The organism is Mucilaginibacter flavus, from assembly GCF_030409315.1.
GTDB lineage: Bacteria > Bacteroidota > Bacteroidia > Sphingobacteriales > Sphingobacteriaceae > Mucilaginibacter > Mucilaginibacter flavus.
This window is the reverse complement of the sequence record NZ_JAUFPS010000005.1, coordinates 25669-48559: the sequence shown is the minus strand read 5'-3', so window position 1 is coordinate 48559 and position 22891 is coordinate 25669. Positions and strand designations below refer to the sequence as shown.

The following is a 22891-nucleotide window of genomic DNA, read 5'->3' as shown; positions in this document are numbered from 1 at the left end:
GCGGCAAAGGTAGGGAAAAAATGTGCAGATATGCGGATTTCAAATGTGCAGATTGTTCGTCTTAATCAGATTTTCATAAACACACGAATTTGAAAATCAACACAATTTAAATCATTTGTCATAAAATTCATCTGCATATTTGCACATCTGAAATCTGCACATCTAATAGTATCTGCACATCTACTCGTGATGATACGGTTCGCCTTTCATAATGGTGTAGGCACGGTATAGCTGCTCTACAAAAAACAGGCGTACCATCTGGTGCGAGAAGGTCATGCGCGATAGGGATATTTTATCATTGGCTCTCTGATAAACGGATTGATCGAAACCATAAGGCCCACCGATAATAAAAATAAGCGTGGCCGATGAGCTGATTTCCCGTTTGTTGATGTAGGCTGCAAATTGGGTGGAAGTGTATTCGGTGCCTTTTTCGTCCATTAACACCACATGATCGAGCGGGGTGATTTTTTTCAGGATTATTTCGGCCTCTTTGGCTTTTTGCTGATCGGGGGTAAGCGCTTTGGTGTTTTTTAGTTCGTTTAGTTCAATCAATTCCAATTTGGTGTAATGCTTCAGTCGCTTAACATATTTTTCGATGCCTTCTTTCAGGTAAGCATCCTCGGTTTTGCCAACGGTTAAAAACGTGATCTTCATATCTGAAACAAATAAACGTTTATTTAAAATATTAGTGTTTATTTAGCCCCAACTTTTTTTACCGATGGAACAGGATATTATAAGTGATTACCAACAACGGGCGGATACCGCGCTTGAGCAAGCTAACCAATACGAAAAACTGGCCAACAAATATTCTTTGCAGCGATTGCTTGTTTTTGGCTTCCTGATATTTTCAATATACCTGGCCGTAGTTCAGAACGAAATCCTGATCTTTGCTTTTTGTCTGTTGGGTTCTGTTTTTTGGTTTGCATGGCTGGTGAGGCAGCAAAGTAAATTTGAACAACTTAAGCGGTACTATACCGACTTGAAAAAAGTTAACGAAAACGAGATAGCGAACACTTTGCACCGCACCAATATTTATGATGATGGTGCGATGTTTAACAACGATAAACATTTTTACACGTCGGATTTGGATATTTATGGCAGCCGGTCGCTGTTTCATTTAATAAACCGTTCAAGTGCAGCTCCGGGTAATCATAAACTGGCCAAATGGCTTGATGCTCCTGCCGATAAGCAAACCATTTTGCAAAGGCAGCAGGCCGTAAAAGAAATAGCGGGGAAAAACGATTGGAAGCTGAATTTTCAAACTCTGTTGTTATTCGGCTTAAAACAACCTGCCGATCATATCAAAAACCTGATAACCTATTTAAAGGCTACTGTTGAAATTAAGAACGAAAAGTTTTTAACCATCTATAGCCAGGCCGCGCCTTATATCATGCTGGCACTCATTGCGTTCAGTATATTTTACGCGCCTGCAAGGTATGTTACTGTACTGATAGCTTTTGCTAATAACCGTTTGGTGAGTTCAAGAGCCAAACTGGTTGAGCGGGCCGATCTGATTGCCGGTAAAATTGGCGCGTCGCTTGCTTTGTATGCTTTAGCTTTTGAAGCCATTCAAAATGAAAGCTGGGAAGCTCCATATAACCAGGCATTAGCCGGGCGAATTAAACGTGCGGGTAATGAGTCGGTTTCGAGCCAGATCAGGCAGCTATCTAAACTTATTGGTAAGTTAAACTCCCGTTTAAATCTGTTTGTGAGCTTTATCCTCAATGTGTTTTTTATTTGGGATATCCGCCACATTATCGCCATTGAAAACTGGAAACGCCGCAATCACGAAAGCCTGGAAGTTGCCTTTAATGTTATCGCCGAATTTGAAGCCATTATGGGCTTAGCCGGTTTAGCTATCAATAACCCCGGCTATACTTATCCCGAAATTATAGATGAGGAATCCTACACCATTATAGCCAAAGAAATAGCGCACCCACTTATTGACGAGTTTAAACGAGTAAAAAACGATTACGAACTTGATGATGCCTTTAAGGTGGATATTATTACCGGATCAAACATGGCAGGCAAAAGCACCTTTTTGCGTACTATCGGTATTAATACAGTACTGGCCCTTTGCGGTGCGCCGGTATGTGCCAAAAGTATGCGGGTATCTGTAATCACCATCATAAGCTATATGCGTATTAAAGATTCGCTTAACGAAAGTACCTCAACCTTTAAAGCCGAGCTTGATCGTTTACAAATGCTGCTTGCCGCCGTACAAACAGAAACTAAAGTGTTTTTCCTGATAGATGAAATGTTGCGCGGCACCAATTCTGTTGACAAATACCGTGGATCGAAAGCGGTAATAGAACAACTGATAGCCAAAAAAGGCGTAGGCATGGTGGCCACTCACGATTTGCAAATAGCCCGTTTAGAAGATACCTATCCCGATTATGTACGGAATTACTATTTCGATATCCAGGTTAAAAACGGCGAAATGCTTTTTGATTACAAAATTAAACACGGCGAATGCAAAACCTTTAACGCGTCGTTGTTATTAAAGCAAATTGGGATTAATGTAGAGGAGGAAGAAGAATCAAGAGATTAGAATCAAGAGTTAAGGTTTTTTGATGTGCAAGTGATTTTGTCTGAACCTTGATTAAGCAGATTTTTTTAGATTGACAGGATTTTTTACAAGTCAATTGCAATTAAAAATCTTGTTAATCTTATAAAATCATTAAATCGCGTTACCTGTTCATCTTTTTTATCAGGGCTTCCACCACTTTCGGGAAATGCAGGTGCTCTAATTGCTGGCCTTTAAATTTTACCATCTCCAGGTTATCGCCTGGTTCAATCTTAAATTTCGATTGGTGGATGATCTCGCCTTCGTCAAAGTTTTCGTTTACAAAATGGATGGTAATGCCGCCTTCTTCTTCGCCGGCAGCCAGGATGGCTTTGTGCACGTTATCGCCATACATGCCTTTGCCGCCGTATTTGGGTAGCAGGGAAGGGTGCAGGTTAATGATTTTATTAGGGAATGCTTTTAATAATGAACCGGGTACAAGCCATAAAAAGCCGGCCAATACAATTAAATCAACCTGCAGGTTTTTAAGCAGGCGGATCACATCATCGGTGTCAAAAAATTCTTTGCGGGTAAATATGTGCGATGGCACTTCAAAATTGTCGGCACGCTGTAATACGTAGGCTTGCGGGTTGTTGGTGAGTATCAGTACAACTTCGGCTTCGGCATTGCGTTTAAAATGCTCCATTAACTTTTGGGCGTTTGAGCCCGAACCTGAAGCAAAAATGGCAATTCGTTTCTTCATTAAAGTTTTTCAAGTGTGATGACATTACCTGGCAAGGCTTTTACACCAGTTTTGTATTTATTGCAGGTAACTAATAACAAAGCGTTCAATTATATTCCAAATATAAAATTTTACGTATTTTAATTGGTAATGGTTGTGGCTTTTTGCTTAATAAAACCATACCTAACAACGGTTCTTTTTTTTGTAGCCGAATAGTTAGGCTCAACATCGCCGGTTTGTAGCACCAATGAGTAAACTCCTAAGGTGGTTATTTGCGTGTTTGTAAACGGCTTTACGGTAGTGGTGCTTCCGTTTCCGCCTGCTATTGTATCCTTGGCAACCATGTCTGATGCAAAATATAGCTTATTTTCGGTAAGGGTCCAGGTGCCGGTAGTTGTTTGGGCAAGGCAAGCGAAATTGGTGTATGAACAGGTATTGTCACTTTTAAAGGTAAAAAACTGATCCTTCAAACAAGTGGTGTTCAACGTGTCCGGATCACCGTTTTGCGAGTTACCTGTATAATGATAAACCAAAATAGAAGCCAGCTGCCAGGTACCGGTACTTAAAAGGTGCGGAATATTACTATTGGTATCCTTTTTACACGAATTGCAAAACAGGTTGATAGCCAACAAACCGGGGATAAAGAATAATAAAAGCTTGTTTCTCATTGAACTTATGCCGCAAAAATAAAAATTCCTGTCCATTACCAGGCTATCGGGACGTATTTATAACTCTGTAAATGGTAAATTATTTTAGAAGACATATAGCATTATGACGTTACCAAAGGAATTAATGGTTAAAGGTTTTTTTACTTTTGAGTTTAAACTTTTGAATTTAAAACATGCGCATACCATTCCATGAGCTTAAAGCCGAATTTAAACGGGTACTGCTGAGCCTCCATTTTACCGATGCCAAAGCAGAAGCCTGCGCTACTATTTTTGCCGAAAACAGCAGGGACGGGGTATATACCCATGGTTTAAATCGTTTCCCAACATTTGTGGGCCATGTAAAGGGTGGTTTGGTTAAGCCTGATGAGGAGCCGACTAAGGAGGGTAGGTTTGGTGCTTTAGAGCAATGGAATGGTAATTATGGCCCTGGCATGCTCAATGCCCGCTTTTGTATGGATAGGGCGATAGCATTAGCTAACGAAAGCGGGATAGGCTGTATAGCCATAAAAAACACCAACCATTGGATGCGCGCCGGCACTTACGGCTGGCAGGCGGCAGAGGCGGGCTTAATAGGCATTTGCTTTACCAATACCATAGCCAATTTGCCGCCCTGGGGTGGGCTTGATCCGCGTTTGGGGAATAACCCTTTGGTGATTGCTGTGCCACGTAAAGAGGGGCATGTGGTTTTGGATATGGCTATATCGCAATACTCGGTAGGTAAGTTAATGCAGTATAAAAGTAAAGGCGAGGCATTGCCTTTGCCGGGCGGTTATGATGATGAGGGTAATTTAAGCACCGATGCTGCCGGGATATTAGAATCAAAAAGAATATTGCCGGTTGGCTTCTGGAAAGGCTCGGGCCTGTCGTTGGTGCTTGATCTATTGGCTACGGTTTTAAGCGGCGGCAATTCCACAGCGAAAATCACCCAAAGCGGTGCCGAAGCAGGTGTATCCCAGGTATTCATCTGCATAAAACCCAGCAGCGGCCAACAAACAACTTCATTAATTGAAGAGATTATTGCCTACACCAAAACAAGTGCACCCGAAAACGCGGATAGTTCCATATCCTATCCCGGGGAAAATACACTTAAAACCCGGGAAAAAAATCTGCGCGAAGGTGTATTGGTTGATGAAAAGATTTGGGAGGTGGTAAAGGGCTTGTGAAGTTGGATGCGGTTGCAGCCCGGTTTAAACAAATACGATAAATTGTTTTTATATTTGAAAATAAAGGAGATTAGATAGTGAAAGCCAATACCTCGACCCCAATTTTATTTAAAACACACAAATCGTACTCGGTTGAGGAGGTTTTGGCGGCTGGTGGCACCACTGCATTTAGTCACAAGCAAAATAAAGACACTGATAAATTAGTTAAAGCCCTTCAGGAAGCTTCCCCAGTTGAACCCTTTAGCCAAGAAGAATGGGACAACTTATCCAAACAGTTGGAAAACGATAAGTAATGAATCTTCTACTTGATACCAATATTATTTTTTATATTATCAGGTCACGGGACTTTGCCGGAATATTGAATTATATAAATCCCGATAAAGCTAAATTATATATTTCAGTTGCCACGGAAGCTGAATTGAAATCATTGGCAATCAGAAACAGATGGGGGCAGAACAGAGTCGCTTTGCTCGATGAGTTTTTAGAGCAGATTAATATTATCGATATAAGTCAGTCTCACATTAACACCTATGCAGAGATTGATACATTCTCCCAAAGATTAAACCCTGGTTTTACTGGTTATCTGTTTGATACCCCAAGAAATATGGGCAAGAACGACCTTTGGATAGCAACTCTTTGCGCGTTGTTAGGCTTAAAGTTATTAACAACGGATGCCGATTTTGATCATTTGAATGGCGTATTTTTTGAAGTTCAAAAGATGAAAGCCATAGAGTTTTCGCCATTTTTCTAAAAAAGAAAAATAACCAAAATCTTAATTCTTGACTCTAATCTCTTGATTCTTCTTCAAGCTACCCCACCATCATATCTTCAAACTTTTCCCAAAAGCCATCGCGAGGAACTGGGGCAATAATACCTATTGGTTCGTTTTTTACAGGGTGGGTAAAAGTAAGCAGGCGGGCATGCAGGCAAATGCTTTTGCGTAAGCTACCGCGGGGATAGCCATATTTATTATCGCCTACAATAGGGCAGCCCAATGTAGATAACTGCACCCTGATTTGGTGTGGCCTGCCAGTTATAGGATCAACCTCAATTAAGTAGTAACCGTTAAGCTCGCCCACTAATTTATAATGTAACTCAGACCGTGAACTGCCAACAACTTCCTTATCATGAGCTTTGGTAACGTTCTTCTGCGGGTTTTTTACCAGCCAGTGTACCAACGTTCCAAACTCCGGATAAGGCTTTTTGCGCACTACGGCATAGTAGGTTTTGTGCATTTCGCGCGCCTTAAACATCTTGTTAATGCGCTCCAAAGCTTTGCTGGTTTTTGCAAACAGGATAACGCCACTCACGGGCCTGTCTAACCGGTGTACTACACCTAAAAAAGCGCCGTTGGGTTTGTTGTATTTTTTTGCGATGTATTTTTTTACCTTTTCATCCAATGATTCATCGCCGGTATCGTCAACCTGTACAATATCGCCCGCGCGCTTGTTTATCGCGATAAGGTGATTGTCCTCATAAAGAACATCCTTATCGGTAACATCATAACTGGTATAATTATATTCGGGACGAGCCATCTTTTAATTTCGGATTTGGGAATTTCGATGTCGGATTTATTAATTTTTGATTTTCAGTTAACTTGCGTCTGTAATTCATTTGCATATCCGCACATCTTATTTCAAATCATTTGCACACCTCCACATTTGAAATCTGCACATCTTATTTCAAATCATTTGCATATCTGCACATTTGAAATCTGCACATCTTGTTTCAAATCATTTGCATATCTGCACATTTGAAATCTGCACATCTATTTAATACTGTTCTTTTTCGCTTGGGAAACTTTTTGATTTTACATCGGTAATGTAACCTTTAAACGCGGTGTTCATTTGCTCGTACATGTTGGCGTACTGGCGTAAAAAACGAGGTTTAAAGCCGTTGTTAATACCCAGCATGTCATGGATAACCAAAACCTGTCCATCGCACTGGCCTGCGCCTATGCCTATAATGGGGATATGTACGCTTTGGCTTACTTCTGTAGCTAACTTAGCTGGTATTTTTTCCAGTACAATGGCAAAGCATCCTAATTCCTGTAGTTTAAGGGCGTCATCCCTTAGTTTTTGTGCTTCGGCGTCTTCTTTGGCGCGCACGGTGTAGGTGCCAAATTTATAAATGGATTGCGGCGTTAAGCCTAAGTGACCCATCACGGGGATGCCCGCGGTAAGGATACGGCTAACGGATTCGGCAATTTCTACACCGCCTTCTATTTTAACGGCATGCGCCCCTGATTCCTTCATAATGCGGATGGCCGAGTTTAAGGCTTCTTTGGAGTTACCCTGGTATGAGCCGAATGGTAAATCAACCACCACCAAAGCGCGCTTAGCGGCACGTACTACCGACGATGCGTGATAGATCATCTGATCGAGCGTTATGGGCAGCGTAGTTTCATGACCGGCCATTACGTTTGATGCCGAATCGCCCACCAAAATGATATCCATGCCGGCTTCATCAACTATGGTTGCCATGGAGTAATCATAGGCGGTAAGCATGGCAATTTTTTCGCCACGGTTTTTCATCTCCTGCAGGATATGCGTGGTGATCCTTTTAACTTCTTTGTTTACAGACATTGTTAAAATGTATTAAAGAGATGCAAAGGTTGTTATTAATTTCGGATTTCGGAATTGAGATTTTGGATGTTTTATTTGAAAATGTTTCCGGTTATTAAATATTACTATAGAATAGTAAGTCAAAATAAAAAAATCCGAAATCGAAACTCCGAAATCCGAAATAAATATATACTTTTGCGCCGTGAATAAAGGGGTATCTTACTTCCACCTTAAGAGGTTTTTTCACGGAGCTTCGAGCCAGAAAATCCGATCTGTTTATCCATTCAATTTTTTTACTAAATGACGCATTTCACCAAATTACCGGCAGTACTTTTATTGGCCGACGGAACCGTTTTTTACGGTAAAGCCGCCGGAAAAATTGGTACTACTACCGGCGAGATCTGTTTTAACACGGGCATGACCGGTTACCAGGAAGTTTTTACCGACCCATCTTACTTTGGGCAAATTATGGTAACAACCAATTCGCACATAGGGAATTACGGTATTGCCGATCAGGAAGTTGAATCGGGCAACATCCAGATTGCCGGCCTGGTTTGTAAAAACTTTAACATTCCTTTCAGCCGTAAACAGGCCGATAAATCTATCCAGGATTATTTTCAGGAGCAAAATATTGTAGGCATCAGCGATGTGGATACCCGCCAGCTGGTTCGCCATATCCGCGATAAAGGCGCTATGAACGCTATCATTTCGTCAGAGATACTTGATCTTGACGAGTTGAAAGCTAAACTTGCCAATGTACCTTCAATGGATGGTCTGGAACTTTCATCACAGGTATCAACTACAGAAACATATACTTTTGGCGACGAAAACGCCGCCTACCGCGTAGCTGTGCTTGACCTTGGTGTTAAGAAAAACATCCTGCGCAACTTTGACGATCGTAATGTATACGCTAAAGTATTCCCGGCTAAAACTACTTATGCCGAAATGGAAAAGGATTTTGCGCCAACCGGCTACTTCATCTCAAACGGCCCCGGCGATCCATCGGCAATGCCTTATGCTATTGCTACCGTAAAAGAAATTTTAGCTGCCGATAAACCTATGTTTGGTATTTGCTTAGGCCACCAGTTATTAGCTTTGGCTAACGATATCCCAACCAAGAAAATGTTTAACGGTCACCGTGGTTTAAACCACCCGGTAAAAAACATCATCATTAACCACTGCGAAGTAACCTCGCAAAACCATGGCTTTGGTGTGGTACCAGAGGCTGTTCGCGCTTCTGATAAAGTAGAAATTACCCACGTTAACCTTAACGATCAATCGATAGAAGGTATCCGTGTAAAAGATAAAAAAGCATTCTCGGTACAATACCACCCCGAGTCGTCACCTGGTCCGCACGATTCAAGGTACCTGTTTGATGACTTTATTAAGTTGATGCAATAGTTTGGATGTGCAGATTTCAGATGTGCAGATTTCAAATGATTTGAAAATTTGAAGATTTGAAAATGGGATGACCAAATTAGTAATTGAGAGATCGAATTAATAAATCCCAAATCGAACATCCGAAATCCGAAATAAAAAAAGCCTTTTAAGTTTTAAACTTGAAAGGCTTTTTTGTTAGCAGTTGCTATATTACCGCCGGCACACCTTGTGCCACCGCGGGTATGGTAAACATAAATTCGGTACCGATACCGGGTTGGCTGGTTACCCATATGGTGCCGTGGCAGCGTTCAACCAGGTCTTTGCAAAATAGCATGCCCATGCCCGTACCCGATTCATTTTTGGTGCCGGTTTTGCTGTTTACCTTACCTTTAAAAAGTTTATCACGCAGATCGGGCGACATGCCCACACCGGTATCTTTAACCTGCACCACTATGCGCTGCCCTTCTTCCTGCCAGGCCGAGATTTCAACGGTATCATCCACAGTAGAAAATTTTAGGGCATTGGTAATCAGGTTGCGGATCACAATGCGAATAGAGTTTGGATCGGCCCAGGCCATTAAGCCATCCGGAATATTGTCTATTAGGGTGATGCCTTTTAGTGAGGCTTGCTCATGGTAGCTGCCTATCTCCAGGTGTACCAGTTCTTTAATTGAAAACTTTTTTACCGACGAATCGAAATTCTCCATCTGGCTGTTGATCCAAAATAGCAGTGTATCCAAAAAATCGGAAGTGTATTCCAGTTTTTTCAGCACGTTCGGAATCATCTCCAATAATTCCTGGTGGCTTATACTATCATCCTGCAATAAATCAAACAATCCGCGCAGCGTACTTAAAGGCGCCCTCAAATCATGCGCCAGTATGGATATGAGCCTGTCTTTTAAAGTGTTCAGGTCGTTTAGCTTTTCGGCCTGGTCGTCAATATTGGTTTTTTGTTTCAGTATCTCATGGTTTCTATCGGCAAGTAAAGCATTAATGAGCTGCTGCTTACGTTTCTGACGGTAATATATACCCACGGTAACAATCATGGCCAAAATGATAACCAGGAAAATGGTATTAATTAACCGCTGACTTTTTATTTTTTGCTGATAAATCAAATCGCGCTCCCGCTGTTGTTGTACCAGCTGGCGTTTTTTTTCGGCAAAGCCAAGCTCATAATTATAGGAGGTGAGTTTTTGGATGCTCTCGTTATCGTTTATTTTATTTTTAAGATAAATGTATTCATTGAGCATATTGTTGGCATCCTCAAACATCCCCAGGCCGGCCATAGCCTTATTAAGCTGCAGCGCCGAGTTTGACCGTACCGAAATATTACCCAGTTTAATGGCGTGTTCTTTTCCCTGCAGCGCGTATTTGTAGGCGTTTCTATAATCTTTTATCAGGTTATAAACCGTGGCATACCCGTTCAAAGCATATGCCTGGTTGTACACAATTTTAAAATTATCGGCTATTTGCAAAGAGGTATCCAGGTAGGCTATAGCCAGCTTTAACTGGTTTTTATGTGCATAGCAAATGCCCAGATCTGTATATACCGAACTTAAGCCATCTTTATCATCTTGCTTTTTTACCGTTTTTAATGATTTAAAGAGGTAGCCAATTGCCTCATCGTATTTTGTTTGGGCTAACAGTACTTCGCCAATGTTTTCATTAATAGTGGCAACGGCTTGTTTATTATTGGTACGCTCAAACACCACAATTGCTTTTTTAAAATACTCAAGCGCGTTGGGGTATACCTCCATATTTTGCAGTACAACACCTATGTCGTTATAAATTTCGGCATAGGTGGTGGTATAATCGTTTTTAAGGGCTATGAAAAGCCCTTTGTAGTAAAAATCAAGGGCGTTTGATAACTGCCCCTTGCTAAAATAAACGATGCCAATATTTTTATAACAATCGGTTAAGGTAGCTTCATCATTATTGCGCAGGCATATGATGCGGGCCTTATCAAGGTAGTTAAGCGCCAGCGCGTATTCGGCAAGAAGGTTATACATGCGGCTATAGGCGATATAGGTTTTGCTAAGGCCTTTATCATCATTTAAACCTTTAAATATGGAAATAGCTTCATCAAAGTTTTTGCCGGCCGCTTCGGCGTTCCCTTTAAAATAATTTACGTGGCCCGTTTGTAGCAACCCGTTTGCTATGCCGGCCTTGTATTTAATTTTGCGGGACAGGTCGATACTTTTTTGACCGTAATAATAAGCGCTGTCCGGATTTGATTTAAAGAAATTTGCCGCCAGCTTATTGAGCGAATTAATGGTTGCCGTATCCGGGGTTTGTTGCAGGGTGGCCGGCGCGGGCAGTAGTTTTTTAATGCTATCTACTTCGTGATGCGATAAGGCGAAGCCCTGCAAACCGTTAAATAGCAAAAACAGTATCGATAAAAATTTCGAAAATGTGTTATTACTTATAACGATATGTTTACGGGGGATCAAGATTGGTTAAGCAAGTTAAAGTGTTTTATACGAAAGTAATAGCTTGTTAAGTTTACTTTATTTTTAATTAATAATTTATTGTACCACAATTGTTGCAGTTAATACGGGCTGTCTTTTTTTGTGTAATTTAGTTATAAATTATGTGATGAAAAAGAATATCGACCTACAATTAACCCTAACCGAAAAAGCGAAGCTAAAAGCACAAAAAATAAAAATAAGTGAACTTGCGGGTTATGCCCCCGACGAGATTGCAAGCCTGTTAAATGCATCCCCGCAACGGGCTAAAGAGGTCAATGCCCTTATAGAATTTCAAAGTATCCCCTCGCTTGGTATCAACTTCGCTACAGAGTTAATTTCGCAAGGATATTATTCGTTGGCGCAATTGAAAGGCAAAGATCCGGTCGAACTATTTAACGCCTATGAAAAGCATTGCGGTGCCTGGGCCGATCCTTGTGTGGAAGATTCATATCGCTTACTGAGTCATTACATCACCCATCATGACGATAGCAAGCGCTGGTGGCATTTCACAGCAGAGCGCAAAGCTTACCGCGAAAAACACGGCTTCCCTGCCGATAGGCCGGCAAAGCCCTGGTACCACTTACCGCAGTATAATAAAATGAAAGCCTACGAAGAGCAATAGGCTCTCCTATATCATCTGCTACATCTTATCTATTCTAATTGCAGCTGTCTTGATTCTTGACTCTTAATTCTTGCTTCTTCTAAAAAAAGACTATTTTTATTTGGATTTATTCTAAATAAGGATTTACTTTGCCCTTGTTCATTTACTATCACACTTAAATATTCTTGCACAATGAAGAAAATTCTTTACCTCGCAGTATTGCTGGTCGCTTTTCAAACCACGTTAACCAAGGCTCAATCAAAACTGGAGCAGGACCGCAAGGCGATACTTTCCCTCGGAGGTTTTTATAAAGTAACCTTTGATTATGGCGAAACCTTTTCGCCCGATACCGCCTATAAAAATCATGCTCAATACCATGCCTCTGGTTATGAATGGGCGGTTGTTGAACAGGAATCACCTAAAAAAATTGTTATACAGCACATATTGGTTATAGGCGATACCTCGGTAATTAAACACTGGCGAGAAGATTGGGTTTATGAGGAAGCAAACGTATTAAGCTTTGATAAAGCCAGCGCCTGGAATAAAACCAAACTAAGCCCGACAGATACCAAAGGCCGTTGGGTACAAAAGGTTTTCCAGGTTGATGATGGTCCGCGTTATAAAAGCATTGGTACCTGGGTACATGTTGACGGCAGGCACGAATGGCATAGCGAATGCGATTCGCCCTTGCCACGCCGCGAGTTTACTAAACGCAGCGATTATAATGTACTGCGCCGCGGCAACCGCATTTATTTAACCGATAAAGGCTGGATGTTTGAGCAGGATAACCAAAAGATTATTCGTGATGCCAATGGCGACAAACTGTTAGTACGCGAAAAAGGTTACGAAGAATTTACCAAAGCCGACGAAGCCAAATTTGCCTATGCCCAAAAATGGTGGAAAACCCAGCAACCATACTGGACAGCCGTTAGACAGGTATGGGACGAAGTTTATGCCCAGCCCGGCACCCTTAAATTAAAAGGCAAGGTAGATGGCAAATTGTTGTATGAGCGCCTGTTTGACCTGGCCGATCAATCGGCAAAAGGCAAATGGGATGCCGTTAAAAACAAAGAAGCTGCCCGTAAAGTAATTGCAGATTACGTTGAAAAAACAGTTTAAAATATAAAGTCCTGCTCTTCGCTAAATGCGGTAATGAGCTTTAGTGCAGGGCAGGCACCAATTGATAACATCATCATCTATTTATATCTATGTGCGACGCAAAAGTTTTGAGCCAGGTAGGAGCATCGGTAATAAGCCGTTGCCAGGAGTGCCGTTGTATCTTTATCTGGAATAATAACCTCATCCTGAGTTTTTCGCCCGAGCAATTTGTGCAATTCAGGGATTTTACAGTAGAACTTGATTTTAACGACCATAGCTTTCCCTTTCCCGACGGCCAGGAACGTGTAGTAATGCGCACGCCGGTAAATGATGTACAGTTTACCTTTAACACCGATGAATGGGAAGATTTTCACGCCGCTATGGACGAAGCCATTTACATGCAGGAAATATATTTTTTGATGGAAGGGAAGGTGTAATAGATGTGCAGATGTGCGGATTTCAGATGTGTAGATTGAAATGCGGTCAAAATAAAAAGGCGGTGAAAGTTGAATTTCGCCGCCTTTTTGTTTTCCTGAAAGGTAAGGGCTATGGTTGTAACCAAATCAGTTTTACCCCTTTTTTACCGCTTTCTTTTGACAGTTGCAGGGTTACATAAATATTATTTTGCCTGTCATACTGTGATATCGAAAAAAGGCCTAATTCATGGTCTCTTTTTTTCTCGGGGTTGCCAAATACATATTCTCTTTTCAATATCGCATTGGGCCCTGTAAGCGGATAATAAAAACCATCACAATTACTTACCCCCTGTACATCAACAAGACTACCTTTTTCCAGCTTTTCACTGTTGCGTTCAGTATCGTTAAATAAAATATAACTTTTAGCTTTTCCATCTAAATAGGCGAATGATTTAAACTGTGTGCCTTTTTGTAAAGATTGAGTTGTACCTTCCTTGGATGCCAGGTATAATAAGCCAAGATAAACATTATTTAAAGTTTGACTTTTCCTGATAAGGTAATCGTTCATTGGTTCGCCGGTTTTGCTGTAGTTCACAATGGCGATGTCGCCTAACCGACTTATAGGCGCTGTACCATACTTACCGCCCCAAACAACTGATGATTCTTCAGATACAACGGTAAATGTGCCGTCGTCATTTATATAAAGATTTTGGGGCAAGCCTCTGAATCCTTTTTTTGAATATTGATCAATCCTTTTTGATGGTGATATAATATCAGAGCGGTTTATCTTTTTTTCATACGGATTGATAAATGTCAGGATAGGAATGTAGCCATCATTTTTTTTCTTTTTTTCCTCGGCTATTGATAACAATAACACAGAGTTAATAGAAGGGTTAAACTTAGCCGTACAGTAAAAGGGATCGAGCGTATCCGGGAAGTTTAATTTTGTAAAATCAATTTCTGATGATCCTTTATCAAGATTAGCCATCAATAATTCACTTTCAGAGTCGTTGGATTTGTTGTAGCCATATGCAAACACGCACACCTTTTTGTCGCCCAAAATTACCATATCGCGGTAGGCTATATATTTATATTTTCCCTCTGGCGATGTGTAAAATGCTCTGTTTGTTTCCTTGTTGTTGCCATCGTAGCTAATTATTTCAATTCGCTTGCTCCTGTCTGATTCTAAAGAGTTAAAACGTACAACAGCATAGTTGTCACTGTATGGATCTTTTTTAATAAAAAACGATGGCGTAGCTATGCCGCCAAAAGTGGTTGCAATTCCGTCGCCAAATTTTCGTTTATTTAACTCTTCGATATTTTCTTCGCTTACGATGGTTCCCGTTTTCCCATTCAAAATAAGGCGATATAAAGTAGGGATTTTTGAATCAACTTCGCTCATCATCAAAATCGCGTTCCCGTTAATTTCAAAAATCGCGTTTACCTGGGCCTTTTTTACTTTAATGTAAGTAGGTTTAAAATTTGTGGCAACTGTTTCATGGTGTTGAGTATCGTAAATTCTTAAATCAATACCATCTTTTTCGGTTACCCTAAAAAACATGGTACCCCCGCTTTTCAGTTGTAAAATTTTGGCTTCGCCTTCTTCTGGTTCTTTAAAAACCGGACCTTCGGCTATGGGTTTAAATTGAGCGTTGGCGATAGTGCATAGTAAAGCCGAGAATAATACAAGTAAAGTTTTTTTCATCTTTTATGATAAGGATTAAATTGGGCTGAAAATAGTAATAATAACCATTCGCATGTATAATGACTGGCTGGTTATTTTTACTCCTAATTGTTTTACCGACGTTGACTAATTTTTATCCTCATTCATCGGTAAAAATCCGCCGTTTACCGGAAGTTTGGTCGGCTTCGCCTAATAGTTATAGCTAAAAGGCTGGTGAGTTTGCATTTTTGAATCAACAAAACACAAACAACCATGAAAACGCTACTCGCTATCCAGATTGCTCATTTAGTAATGAAAGCCGCAGAACATGCCGCGGCCATCATTCATTCTATCGGTCACCTGGTAAAATAGGGCTCACCCGGCCTTTAAACAGGGAAATTGAATTTTATAAATCAATATATAAATCCCGCTGTTGCTGTTATAAACATAAGCACCATGAAAAAGGGAGATAATGTAAGCTGGAACTGGGGAAAATCGGAAGCTAAAGGTAAGATCACCAAAAAACACGACGAACCCGTAACCAAAACCATAAATAGCCTCACCTAAATCCTCTCCAAAGGAGAGGACTTTTGATTTGCAGGATTATTAAATCACACTTAAATCGAATGATTTTCAGAACCCTCTCCTTTGGAGAGGGCAGGGTGAGGCAAAAATAATTCATTGATATTTCATTAATCTGATGCATTTTTACGCAATGGCGAAACAACCTATTATCACCGTTAAAAACCTGGTAAAAAATTACGGCGACTTTGCCGCCGTTAAGGGTATCAGTTTTGAAGTTTACGAGGGCGAGATCTTCGGTTTGCTTGGCCCAAACGGTGCCGGTAAAACCACCACCCTTGAAGTAATTGAAACACTGCGCGAAAAAACATCCGGCGAGATCACCGTAGATGGCTTCAATATTGAAACCGATAAAAACAGTATTAAACAACGCATAGGTGTACAGTTACAGGCGGCAGGCTATTACCCCAACCTGAATCTTGCCGAACTGATTGAACTGTTCTCCGGCTTATATGGCATTGATAAATCGCCCATGGAAATGCTTGAAAAGGTTGCTCTAACCGATAAAGCCAAAGCAAAATATAAAGACCTATCGGGCGGACAAAAACAGCGTTTTTCTATCGCAACCACCCTTATCAATAACCCAAGGATCATCTTTTTAGATGAACCAACCACCGGCCTCGACCCGCAAGCCCGCCGTAACCTGTGGGATTTGATTCGCGAAATTCGCGACCAGGGTACCACTGTTGTAATTACCACCCATTATATGGATGAAGCCGAAGTGCTTTGCGATAGGGTAGCCTTTGTTGATGGCGGCCACATCATAGGCATTGATACCCCCGATCATTTTATTGATCAGTTGGTCGCATCCGGCTTTGAACGCAAAAAAGAAGTAAAACTGGCCAACCTGGAAGATGTATTTATCAACCTCACCGGTAAGGAGTGGAGGGAAGGTTGATCAGTTTGCAGTTTTGAGTTTGCAGTTAGCAACAAAAAGACAGGCAGATTATACAGCAACCAAGTAACCAACTACATGCCGATACTCGAACCAGAAAAGACCAATGAACTATTGAACCAATTAACTAATGAACCAAAATTACAGCAACACCAAAGCAACCCTGGCCATAGCCAAAGCGAGTTTCAGGGCCATACTGCGCAGTCCATCGGCGGTGGTTTTTACACTGGCTTTCCCTTTAATATTTATTGTGGTGTTTGCCAATATCGGTGGCGGTGGTGTTTCTGTTGATGTTGGGGTAGCTAAAGGCTGTGATACCGCCGGCAGGTTTTATCAGCAGCTTAAGTCAAGAAAGTTGGTTAACCTGATTACTGATCAGTCGACAGAGGAAATGAACAAGAATCTTGCTAAAGGACAACTTGACGCGATACTTGATCTGAAACCCCTTGTACCCATGCAGCCATTGCAGGTTAATGTACAGTACAGCAAAGCATCCGGTAAAGGCGAAATCCTGAAATCGATTTTGAATAACATGTTTTATTACGTGCAATCGGCCGAGTTAGCTAAAATACAATCTTATTCGCCACTTAAAATACCGGAGGCAGTTCATTTAACAGAAACTACGGTGACCGGTCGCGCATATAAATACATCGATTTTATTTTGCCCGGGCAATTGGGTTTTTCAATACTAAGCAGTGGGGTTTTTGGTACGGCTTTCGTGTTCCTGAGTTTGCGTTTAACCCTGGTGATCAAACGCTTTTTTGCGACACCTGTTAAACGTTATAGCATTGTTTTGGGCGAGGCCCTGGCCAGGATGATTTTTTCGCTGTTAGGCGCTTTGTTTATCATTTTGGTAGGCCATTACCTGTTTGGTTTTACACTTATCCATGGCGTTACAACGGTACTCAACATGCTGGTGCTTTCGGCTTTTGGACTCATTATATTTATGGGTTTTGGCTTTATCATATCGGGCATAGCTAAAAACGAGGGCACGGTACCGCCATTATCCAACATCATTACCATGCCCCAGTTTTTACTTTCGGGCACGTTCTTTTCGGTTACGGCATTTCCAAAATGGCTTCAATATGTGAGTAATGCCTTGCCGCTAACACACCTTAACAACGCCATGCGCCTGGTAGCCTTTGAAGGTGCCGGTTTGGGGGATGTTACCCATCAATTGTTTATCCTGCTCATATGGCTGGTAATAGTTTATGCCGTAGCGGTGAAGACTTTTAAATGGGAATAGGGGAAGAGAATCAAGAGGTTAGAATAAAGAATTAAGACATTGGCTATAAATGCGCGTCTTAAAATATTGGATTTCGAAAGACAAACTAACAACAACTATCCGTCATTGCGAGGTATAAAATCCGGGGACTCTGAAAGTGGAAATGACGTAGATCACCTGGCGGCGAAGACTCACCCGCCAGCGCTACGCGCGGCACCCTCTCTTCGGCTTCGCCGGAAAGAGGGGTTTGAAAAGTTTATATTTTATTTAGTTATACTTAGTAATCAGCGTTCAAACCCCTCTTTCCACCGCAGGTGAAGAGAGGAGGGTGGCGGGCGTAGCCTCGCCGGGTGAGTCTTCGTCTGCGTTCAAAGCCAACCTTTGTCTAAAGTATTAAACGTCATGGGTAGGTACGAAGCAATCTCCGGACTATACAGAGCGAACTCAGCAAGGTCGATTTGCCTGTGTAGAGATTGCTTCGTGCCTCGCAATGACGGAGTTTTTAGTCTGTTATAGATATTTTATTCCAGGATGATTTCGCTTTTAATTAGCATTATAAGGTAAATTACACCCCACCACCCCATGAAGCGCATTTTACCTGTAATTGTACTTTCCCAGTTTTTTTGCACGTCGCTCTGGTTTGCCGGGAACGCCATGATGGGCGATATTGCCCAACAGCTGCACCTGGAGCCATCATACCTGGCCTATTTAACCAGCGCTGTGCAATTGGGTTTCATTACCGGTACCCTCATTTTTGCTATTTTAAGTATAGCCGATAGGTTTTCGCCATCGCGTGTGTTTTTTGTTTGCGCTGTTATTGCCGCGGCTGTTAATTGGGGTGTAAGTTTAAATAGTATTACACCGTTAACCTTAATGCTGCTGCGCTTCATCACCGGTTTTTTCCTTGCGGGAATTTACCCGGTAGGTATGAAAATAGCTGCCGATCATTACCAGCAAGGTCTGGGAAAGTCTCTCGGGTTTTTGGTTGGCGCTTTAGTTATCGGTACCGCGTTCCCTCATTTTTTAAAAAGCATGCTAACTGGCCTGCCGTGGCATTATGTTATTTATGCAACTTCGGTGTTATCCGTATCGGGCGGTATCGCCATGGTATTAATGGTCCCCGATGGCCCTTACCGTAAGCCGGGCCAAAAAATAAACCTGAACGGGTTTCTCCAAAGCTTTCGCGACCGGGAATTTCGTACCGCCGCCTTCGGCTATTTTGGCCACATGTGGGAATTGTATGCCTTTTGGGTATTTGTGCCGGTAATGTTAACTGCCTATAATCACCATTGGGGAACGCAGTTGAACGTTTCCTTGCTCTCATTTTTTATCATTGTAACCGGTAGTATCTCCTGTGTTTTTAGCGGTTTGGTATCTCAGTATATCGGTACAAAACGCACGGCAACGATCTCTTTAACTGTATCGTGTATCTGTTGCCTGTTATCTCCGCTGTTATTGATCAATCATTCTGCAGTAATATTTATTACCTTCCTTTTTATATGGAGTATGGCCGTAATAGCCGATTCGCCCATGTTTTCTACCCTGGTAGCCCAAAGTGCTCCCCCGCAGTTTAAAGGGACGGCGCTTACTATTATAAATTGCATTGGGTTTGCTATTACTATTGTTAGTATCCAGTTGATCAATGCTTTACGCACGACAGATAATGAGGGTTTTATTTATATGTTACTGGCTGCTGGACCGGTGTTAGGGTTGGTGGCGTTGATAGGGAAGAGGAAGATGTAAGTTTATTTAAAAGACTCGCCCCAGGCCGTAATGTCGAAACTGATTTCCAGGTTTAAGTCCGCCAATAATTTAACGCATTCTAAATTTACTCCTGCGCTGCCTAAAAGTTGGTTTCCCGCATGGAAATCCATAATTACCTGTACATAAGCATTGGCTTTGGACACTAATTCGCGAACACCGGGTTTGTCATTTTGCAAGTATAGCAACAGCTTTTTAAGTTTATCTTCAAATGCATCAGGTTCAGGATTGGGTTCAAACCAAGCACCGCTAAAATCATATGCCGATTTTTTATTCGGTTTTAAATCACCTTTGTTCCATACTTTGGTAGGGATAAGGCTGCAAAGTTTGCATAACTGGTTCAAATCCATTGTATCAGATGTCGCCCTCAAATAAACCATGTTTCTTGATTCGGTTCCAACATTAAATATTGCCTTTTCTTCCGTATCAATATAAACTGCAAAATGGAAGTATTCGCCTTTAACAGGCAAGTACACAATGATGAGATCTGGCCGGCCTTCTCTATCTATACGGTCAATTTTTAATTCCCCGTTACTGTATATCGGTTCGTGAATTTCAAGGTATGCCTCTGTTGTTCCAAGTGTTTTTAATGAAAACTCATTTTTTACTAAAAGGCCTACTTCTTCGTCTGTCATGGATATTTGTTATCTAATAAGGCATCTGATGGTTCAAATATAGTTTAGTTATTACTTGATTGCGCATTAACCATTTTGTTAAATCAGTATGATGTTTTAATGTTAATTAATTGCACATTTGCGAATTATTTAACATTAAATTAACTTGAAAAAACTTTACTTTATTTTGTTTGTGCTGGTGATTGGCTCATCGGCTGTTTTTGCCCAGGATTCAAAATTGGGTACATGGGGTATAGCTACCGTGGTGTTGCCCGGCGATAGTGTCCATAAATGGGGCGGATACTCGGAACTGCAAATCCGCACTAATACCGCTTTTTCACAATTTCAATATTATGAGGCGAAAGCCGGGGTAAGCTATGATCTGGATAAAAATTTTATCGCTTTGCTTGGTACGGGTACTTACCATACTTATGATTTTGCCGATCTGAGCGCTGGTCCGCTTACCAACGAGTTTCGTGTTTGGGAGCAAATGACGGTTAACCAGTTTTTGTATCGCCTTAAGTTTGAGCACCGCTACCGGGTAGAGCAACGCTGGGTAAACGGCGATTATCGTAACCGTTTTCGTTACAGGCTAAATATGTTTATCCCGCTAAACAACACTAAAATTGTAGCTAAAACCTGGTTCCTGTCGCTATTTGATGAGGTGTTTTTTAATAACAAGGCACCCAATTTTGAGCGTAACCGCGTATCGGCAGCTTTGGGTTACCAGTTTGATAAAAAATGGATAGTGCAGGCCGGCTGGATTAATCAGCGTAATTATACGGTAACACAAAGCAGTGGCAAAAACAATATCATGCTGATGTTGATGTACCGCATCAATCGTAAAAACGCTGTTCAAAAAGAGCAATTGCCTACCACAACAGATTAGTGCATCATAATTGAAGTATAGTCCATCGCATTAAAATATTTTAATTCCATGTTAAATTGTTGTTACGCTTTTCCTGTAATCATCAATAATGATAACAAAAACCAAATTTCCATTGTGATTTCTTGATTTTGCTGTTAACTTAGCCGCCGTTTACAATTTACATATATCTGACAATAAAGAAATGAGCTTAATAATTGACGTACACGCCCGCCAGATTTTAGATTCGCGCGGTAACCCTACTATCGAAGTAGAAGTATTAACTGAAAATGGCGCTTTTGGTCGTGCCGCAGTACCTTCAGGTGCATCAACCGGTGTGCATGAGGCTGTTGAACTTCGTGATAACGATAAATCAAAGTATTTGGGTAAAGGCGTGTTAAAGGCCGTTGCCAACGTAAATGATGTTATTGCTGCTGAATTGAAAGGTGTAGATGTTTTTGACCAAAACTCAATCGACGCTTTAATGATTGAACTTGATGGTACCGAAAACAAAGGTAAATTAGGTGCTAACGCTATTTTGGGTGTGTCTTTGGCAGTAGCTAAAGCAGCAGCGCAAGAAAGCCGTCAGCCGCTATACCGTTACATTGGTGGTGTAAACGCAAACACTTTACCTATCCCGATGATGAACATCGTTAACGGTGGTTCACACTCTGATGCGCCTATCGCTTTCCAGGAATTTATGATCATGCCGGTTGGCGCTCCTTCATTCTCTGAAGCTTTACGTTGGGGTACCGAAGTATTCCATAACCTGAAAAAAATTCTGCACGACCGTGGTTTATCAACTGCCGTTGGCGACGAAGGCGGTTTTGCACCAACTTTTGAAGGAACCGAAGATGGTGTTGAAACCATTTTACAAGCTATTGAAAAAGCAGGTTACAAACCAGGCGAAGATATCTTCATCGCTTTTGATTGCGCTGCATCTGAGTTTTACAAAGACGGAAAATACGATTATACTAAATTTGAAGGCGAAAAAGGTGCTATCCGTACCAGCGCCGAGCAGGCTGATTATCTTGCCGAATTAGTTGCTAAATACCCTGTGATCTCTATCGAAGACGGTATGGCCGAAGACGATTGGGAAGGTTGGAAAATTTTAACCGACAAAATTGGCGGTAAAGTACAATTAGTAGGTGACGATTTGTTTGTAACCAACACTAAACGTTTACAACGTGGTGTTAGCGAAGGTATTGCTAATTCAATCCTGGTAAAAGTTAACCAGATTGGTTCATTAACTGAAACTATCAACGCGGTAACTTTAGCGCAGACCAATGGCTTTACATCTGTAATGAGCCACCGTTCTGGCGAAACTGAAGACGCTACCATTGCCGATTTAGCTGTAGCATTAAATTGCGGCCAGATCAAAACCGGTTCGGCTTCACGTTCAGACAGGATCGCTAAATATAACCAGTTATTACGTATTGAAGAAGAATTAGGCAGCAATGCAAAATTCATCGGTAAGGATTTCAAATTCTACAAAAAATAATCTGAACCATATTAAAGGGCCATCTGCTTAAAAACAGGTGGCCTTTTTTATTTATAAAGGCTATCAAATAGGTTAATACAAAATGCCCCGGTGGGTATTAGAAATCAGAATTTAAGCTTTAGGCTTTGTGCATTTTGCTTTTAGCTATTATTTAATTGGTTTGTAATTTTGCATTTCAAG

22 protein-coding genes are annotated in these 22891 nt (G+C 41.3%); 14 read left to right on the top strand and 8 right to left on the bottom strand.

Going from position 1 to position 22891, the window contains the following annotated elements; genetic code table 11:
• Positions 1–180 precede the first annotated feature (180 nt).
• Positions 181–654: a 23S rRNA (pseudouridine(1915)-N(3))-methyltransferase RlmH gene (gene rlmH, locus QWZ17_RS01115; RefSeq protein ID WP_290302993.1), complete on the bottom strand. Its 474-nt coding sequence runs from the start codon at positions 652–654 to the stop codon at positions 181–183.
• Between the two features lie 64 nt (positions 655–718).
• Between rlmH and QWZ17_RS01110 the strand changes: the two genes are divergently transcribed.
• Complete coding sequence (locus QWZ17_RS01110) at positions 719–2551, top strand: MutS-related protein (RefSeq protein ID WP_290302992.1); 1833 nt, start codon at positions 719–721, stop codon at positions 2549–2551.
• Positions 2552–2690: 139 nt separating this feature from the next.
• On the opposite strand, the gene purN is transcribed toward QWZ17_RS01110, so the two are convergent.
• Positions 2691–3269, bottom strand: coding sequence for a phosphoribosylglycinamide formyltransferase (gene purN, locus QWZ17_RS01105; protein ID WP_290302991.1), 579 nt, complete (start codon positions 3267–3269; stop codon positions 2691–2693).
• A 119-nt stretch (positions 3270–3388) separates the two neighbouring features.
• The gene (locus QWZ17_RS01100; RefSeq protein ID WP_290302990.1) at positions 3389–3916 is read right to left on the bottom strand and encodes a lipocalin family protein; all 528 of its coding nucleotides are present in this window, start codon (positions 3914–3916) and stop codon (positions 3389–3391) included.
• A gap of 173 nt (positions 3917–4089) precedes the next feature.
• On the opposite strand from QWZ17_RS01100, the gene yiaK reads away from it, so the two are divergent.
• The 3 genes from yiaK (at position 4090) to QWZ17_RS01085 (ending at position 5830) form a co-directional block, all read left to right on the top strand.
• Complete coding sequence (gene yiaK / locus QWZ17_RS01095; RefSeq protein WP_290302989.1) at positions 4090–5079, top strand: 3-dehydro-L-gulonate 2-dehydrogenase; 990 nt, start codon at positions 4090–4092, stop codon at positions 5077–5079.
• A 77-nt stretch (positions 5080–5156) separates the two neighbouring features.
• Positions 5157–5372 (top strand): hypothetical protein, encoded by a 216-nt coding sequence (locus QWZ17_RS01090; RefSeq protein ID WP_290302988.1) that lies wholly within the window; start codon positions 5157–5159, stop codon positions 5370–5372.
• Positions 5372–5830, top strand: coding sequence for a type II toxin-antitoxin system VapC family toxin (locus QWZ17_RS01085; RefSeq protein WP_290302986.1), 459 nt, complete (start codon positions 5372–5374; stop codon positions 5828–5830). The genes QWZ17_RS01090 and QWZ17_RS01085 overlap by 1 nt, the downstream gene beginning before the upstream one ends.
• Before the next feature lie 58 nt (positions 5831–5888).
• Here the strand turns inward: QWZ17_RS01085 and QWZ17_RS01080 are convergent, their stop codons facing one another.
• Both QWZ17_RS01080 and panB read right to left on the bottom strand, forming a co-directional pair.
• Positions 5889–6614 (bottom strand): RluA family pseudouridine synthase, encoded by a 726-nt coding sequence (locus QWZ17_RS01080; RefSeq protein ID WP_290302985.1) that lies wholly within the window; start codon positions 6612–6614, stop codon positions 5889–5891.
• Between the two features lie 237 nt (positions 6615–6851).
• Positions 6852–7664, bottom strand: coding sequence for a 3-methyl-2-oxobutanoate hydroxymethyltransferase (panB, locus tag QWZ17_RS01075; RefSeq protein ID WP_290302984.1), 813 nt, complete (start codon positions 7662–7664; stop codon positions 6852–6854).
• A 279-nt stretch (positions 7665–7943) separates the two neighbouring features.
• Here panB and carA point away from each other — a divergent pair, with 279 nt between their 5' ends.
• Entirely contained in the window at positions 7944–9044 is a 1101-nt protein-coding gene (gene carA / locus QWZ17_RS01070) for a glutamine-hydrolyzing carbamoyl-phosphate synthase small subunit (protein WP_290302983.1), read from the top strand.
• A 184-nt stretch (positions 9045–9228) separates the two neighbouring features.
• Here the strand turns inward: carA and QWZ17_RS01065 are convergent, their stop codons facing one another.
• A complete protein-coding gene (locus tag QWZ17_RS01065; protein WP_290302982.1) occupies positions 9229–11472 on the bottom strand; it encodes a tetratricopeptide repeat-containing sensor histidine kinase in 2244 nt (747 codons plus the stop codon).
• A gap of 145 nt (positions 11473–11617) precedes the next feature.
• On the opposite strand from QWZ17_RS01065, the gene QWZ17_RS01060 reads away from it, so the two are divergent.
• The 3 genes from QWZ17_RS01060 to QWZ17_RS01050 all read left to right on the top strand — a co-directional run bounded on the left by QWZ17_RS01060 (position 11618) and on the right by QWZ17_RS01050 (position 13626).
• Entirely contained in the window at positions 11618–12112 is a 495-nt protein-coding gene (locus QWZ17_RS01060) for a helix-hairpin-helix domain-containing protein (RefSeq protein WP_290302981.1), read from the top strand.
• 171 nt (positions 12113–12283) lie between these two features.
• Positions 12284–13210, top strand: coding sequence for a DUF6607 family protein (locus tag QWZ17_RS01055; RefSeq protein WP_290302979.1), 927 nt, complete (start codon positions 12284–12286; stop codon positions 13208–13210).
• 89 nt (positions 13211–13299) lie between these two features.
• Positions 13300–13626, top strand: a complete 327-nt coding sequence (locus QWZ17_RS01050; RefSeq protein ID WP_290302977.1) for a DUF6686 family protein — start codon at positions 13300–13302, stop codon at positions 13624–13626.
• A gap of 109 nt (positions 13627–13735) precedes the next feature.
• On the opposite strand, the gene QWZ17_RS01045 is transcribed toward QWZ17_RS01050, so the two are convergent.
• On the bottom strand, positions 13736–15310 hold the full coding sequence (locus QWZ17_RS01045) for a hypothetical protein (RefSeq protein WP_290302976.1): 1575 nt from the start codon (positions 15308–15310) through the stop codon (positions 13736–13738).
• Positions 15311–15724: 414 nt separating this feature from the next.
• Here QWZ17_RS01045 and QWZ17_RS01040 point away from each other — a divergent pair, with 414 nt between their 5' ends.
• The 4 genes from QWZ17_RS01040 to QWZ17_RS01025 all read left to right on the top strand — a co-directional run bounded on the left by QWZ17_RS01040 (position 15725) and on the right by QWZ17_RS01025 (position 19713).
• Positions 15725–15835 carry an HVA1 family protein gene (locus QWZ17_RS01040; RefSeq protein WP_290302975.1) on the top strand — a complete coding sequence of 37 codons (111 nt, stop codon included), beginning with the start codon at positions 15725–15727 and terminating at the stop codon, positions 15833–15835.
• Positions 15836–15983: 148 nt separating this feature from the next.
• Positions 15984–16748, top strand: a complete 765-nt coding sequence (locus QWZ17_RS01035) for an ABC transporter ATP-binding protein (RefSeq protein ID WP_259087829.1) — start codon at positions 15984–15986, stop codon at positions 16746–16748.
• A 127-nt stretch (positions 16749–16875) separates the two neighbouring features.
• On the top strand, positions 16876–17991 hold the full coding sequence (locus QWZ17_RS01030; protein WP_290302971.1) for an ABC transporter permease: 1116 nt from the start codon (positions 16876–16878) through the stop codon (positions 17989–17991).
• A 561-nt stretch (positions 17992–18552) separates the two neighbouring features.
• Positions 18553–19713, top strand: coding sequence for an MFS transporter (locus tag QWZ17_RS01025; RefSeq protein WP_290302970.1), 1161 nt, complete (start codon positions 18553–18555; stop codon positions 19711–19713).
• Positions 19714–19715: 2 nt separating this feature from the next.
• Here the strand turns inward: QWZ17_RS01025 and QWZ17_RS01020 are convergent, their stop codons facing one another.
• On the bottom strand, positions 19716–20366 hold the full coding sequence (locus QWZ17_RS01020) for a DUF4279 domain-containing protein (RefSeq protein ID WP_290302969.1): 651 nt from the start codon (positions 20364–20366) through the stop codon (positions 19716–19718).
• Between the two features lie 145 nt (positions 20367–20511).
• Between QWZ17_RS01020 and QWZ17_RS01015 the strand changes: the two genes are divergently transcribed.
• Positions 20512–21234, top strand: coding sequence for a DUF2490 domain-containing protein (locus QWZ17_RS01015; RefSeq protein ID WP_290302968.1), 723 nt, complete (start codon positions 20512–20514; stop codon positions 21232–21234).
• 181 nt (positions 21235–21415) lie between these two features.
• Positions 21416–22711, top strand: a complete 1296-nt coding sequence (gene eno, locus QWZ17_RS01010) for a phosphopyruvate hydratase (protein ID WP_290302967.1) — start codon at positions 21416–21418, stop codon at positions 22709–22711.
• Positions 22712–22891: the final 180 nt, after the last annotated feature.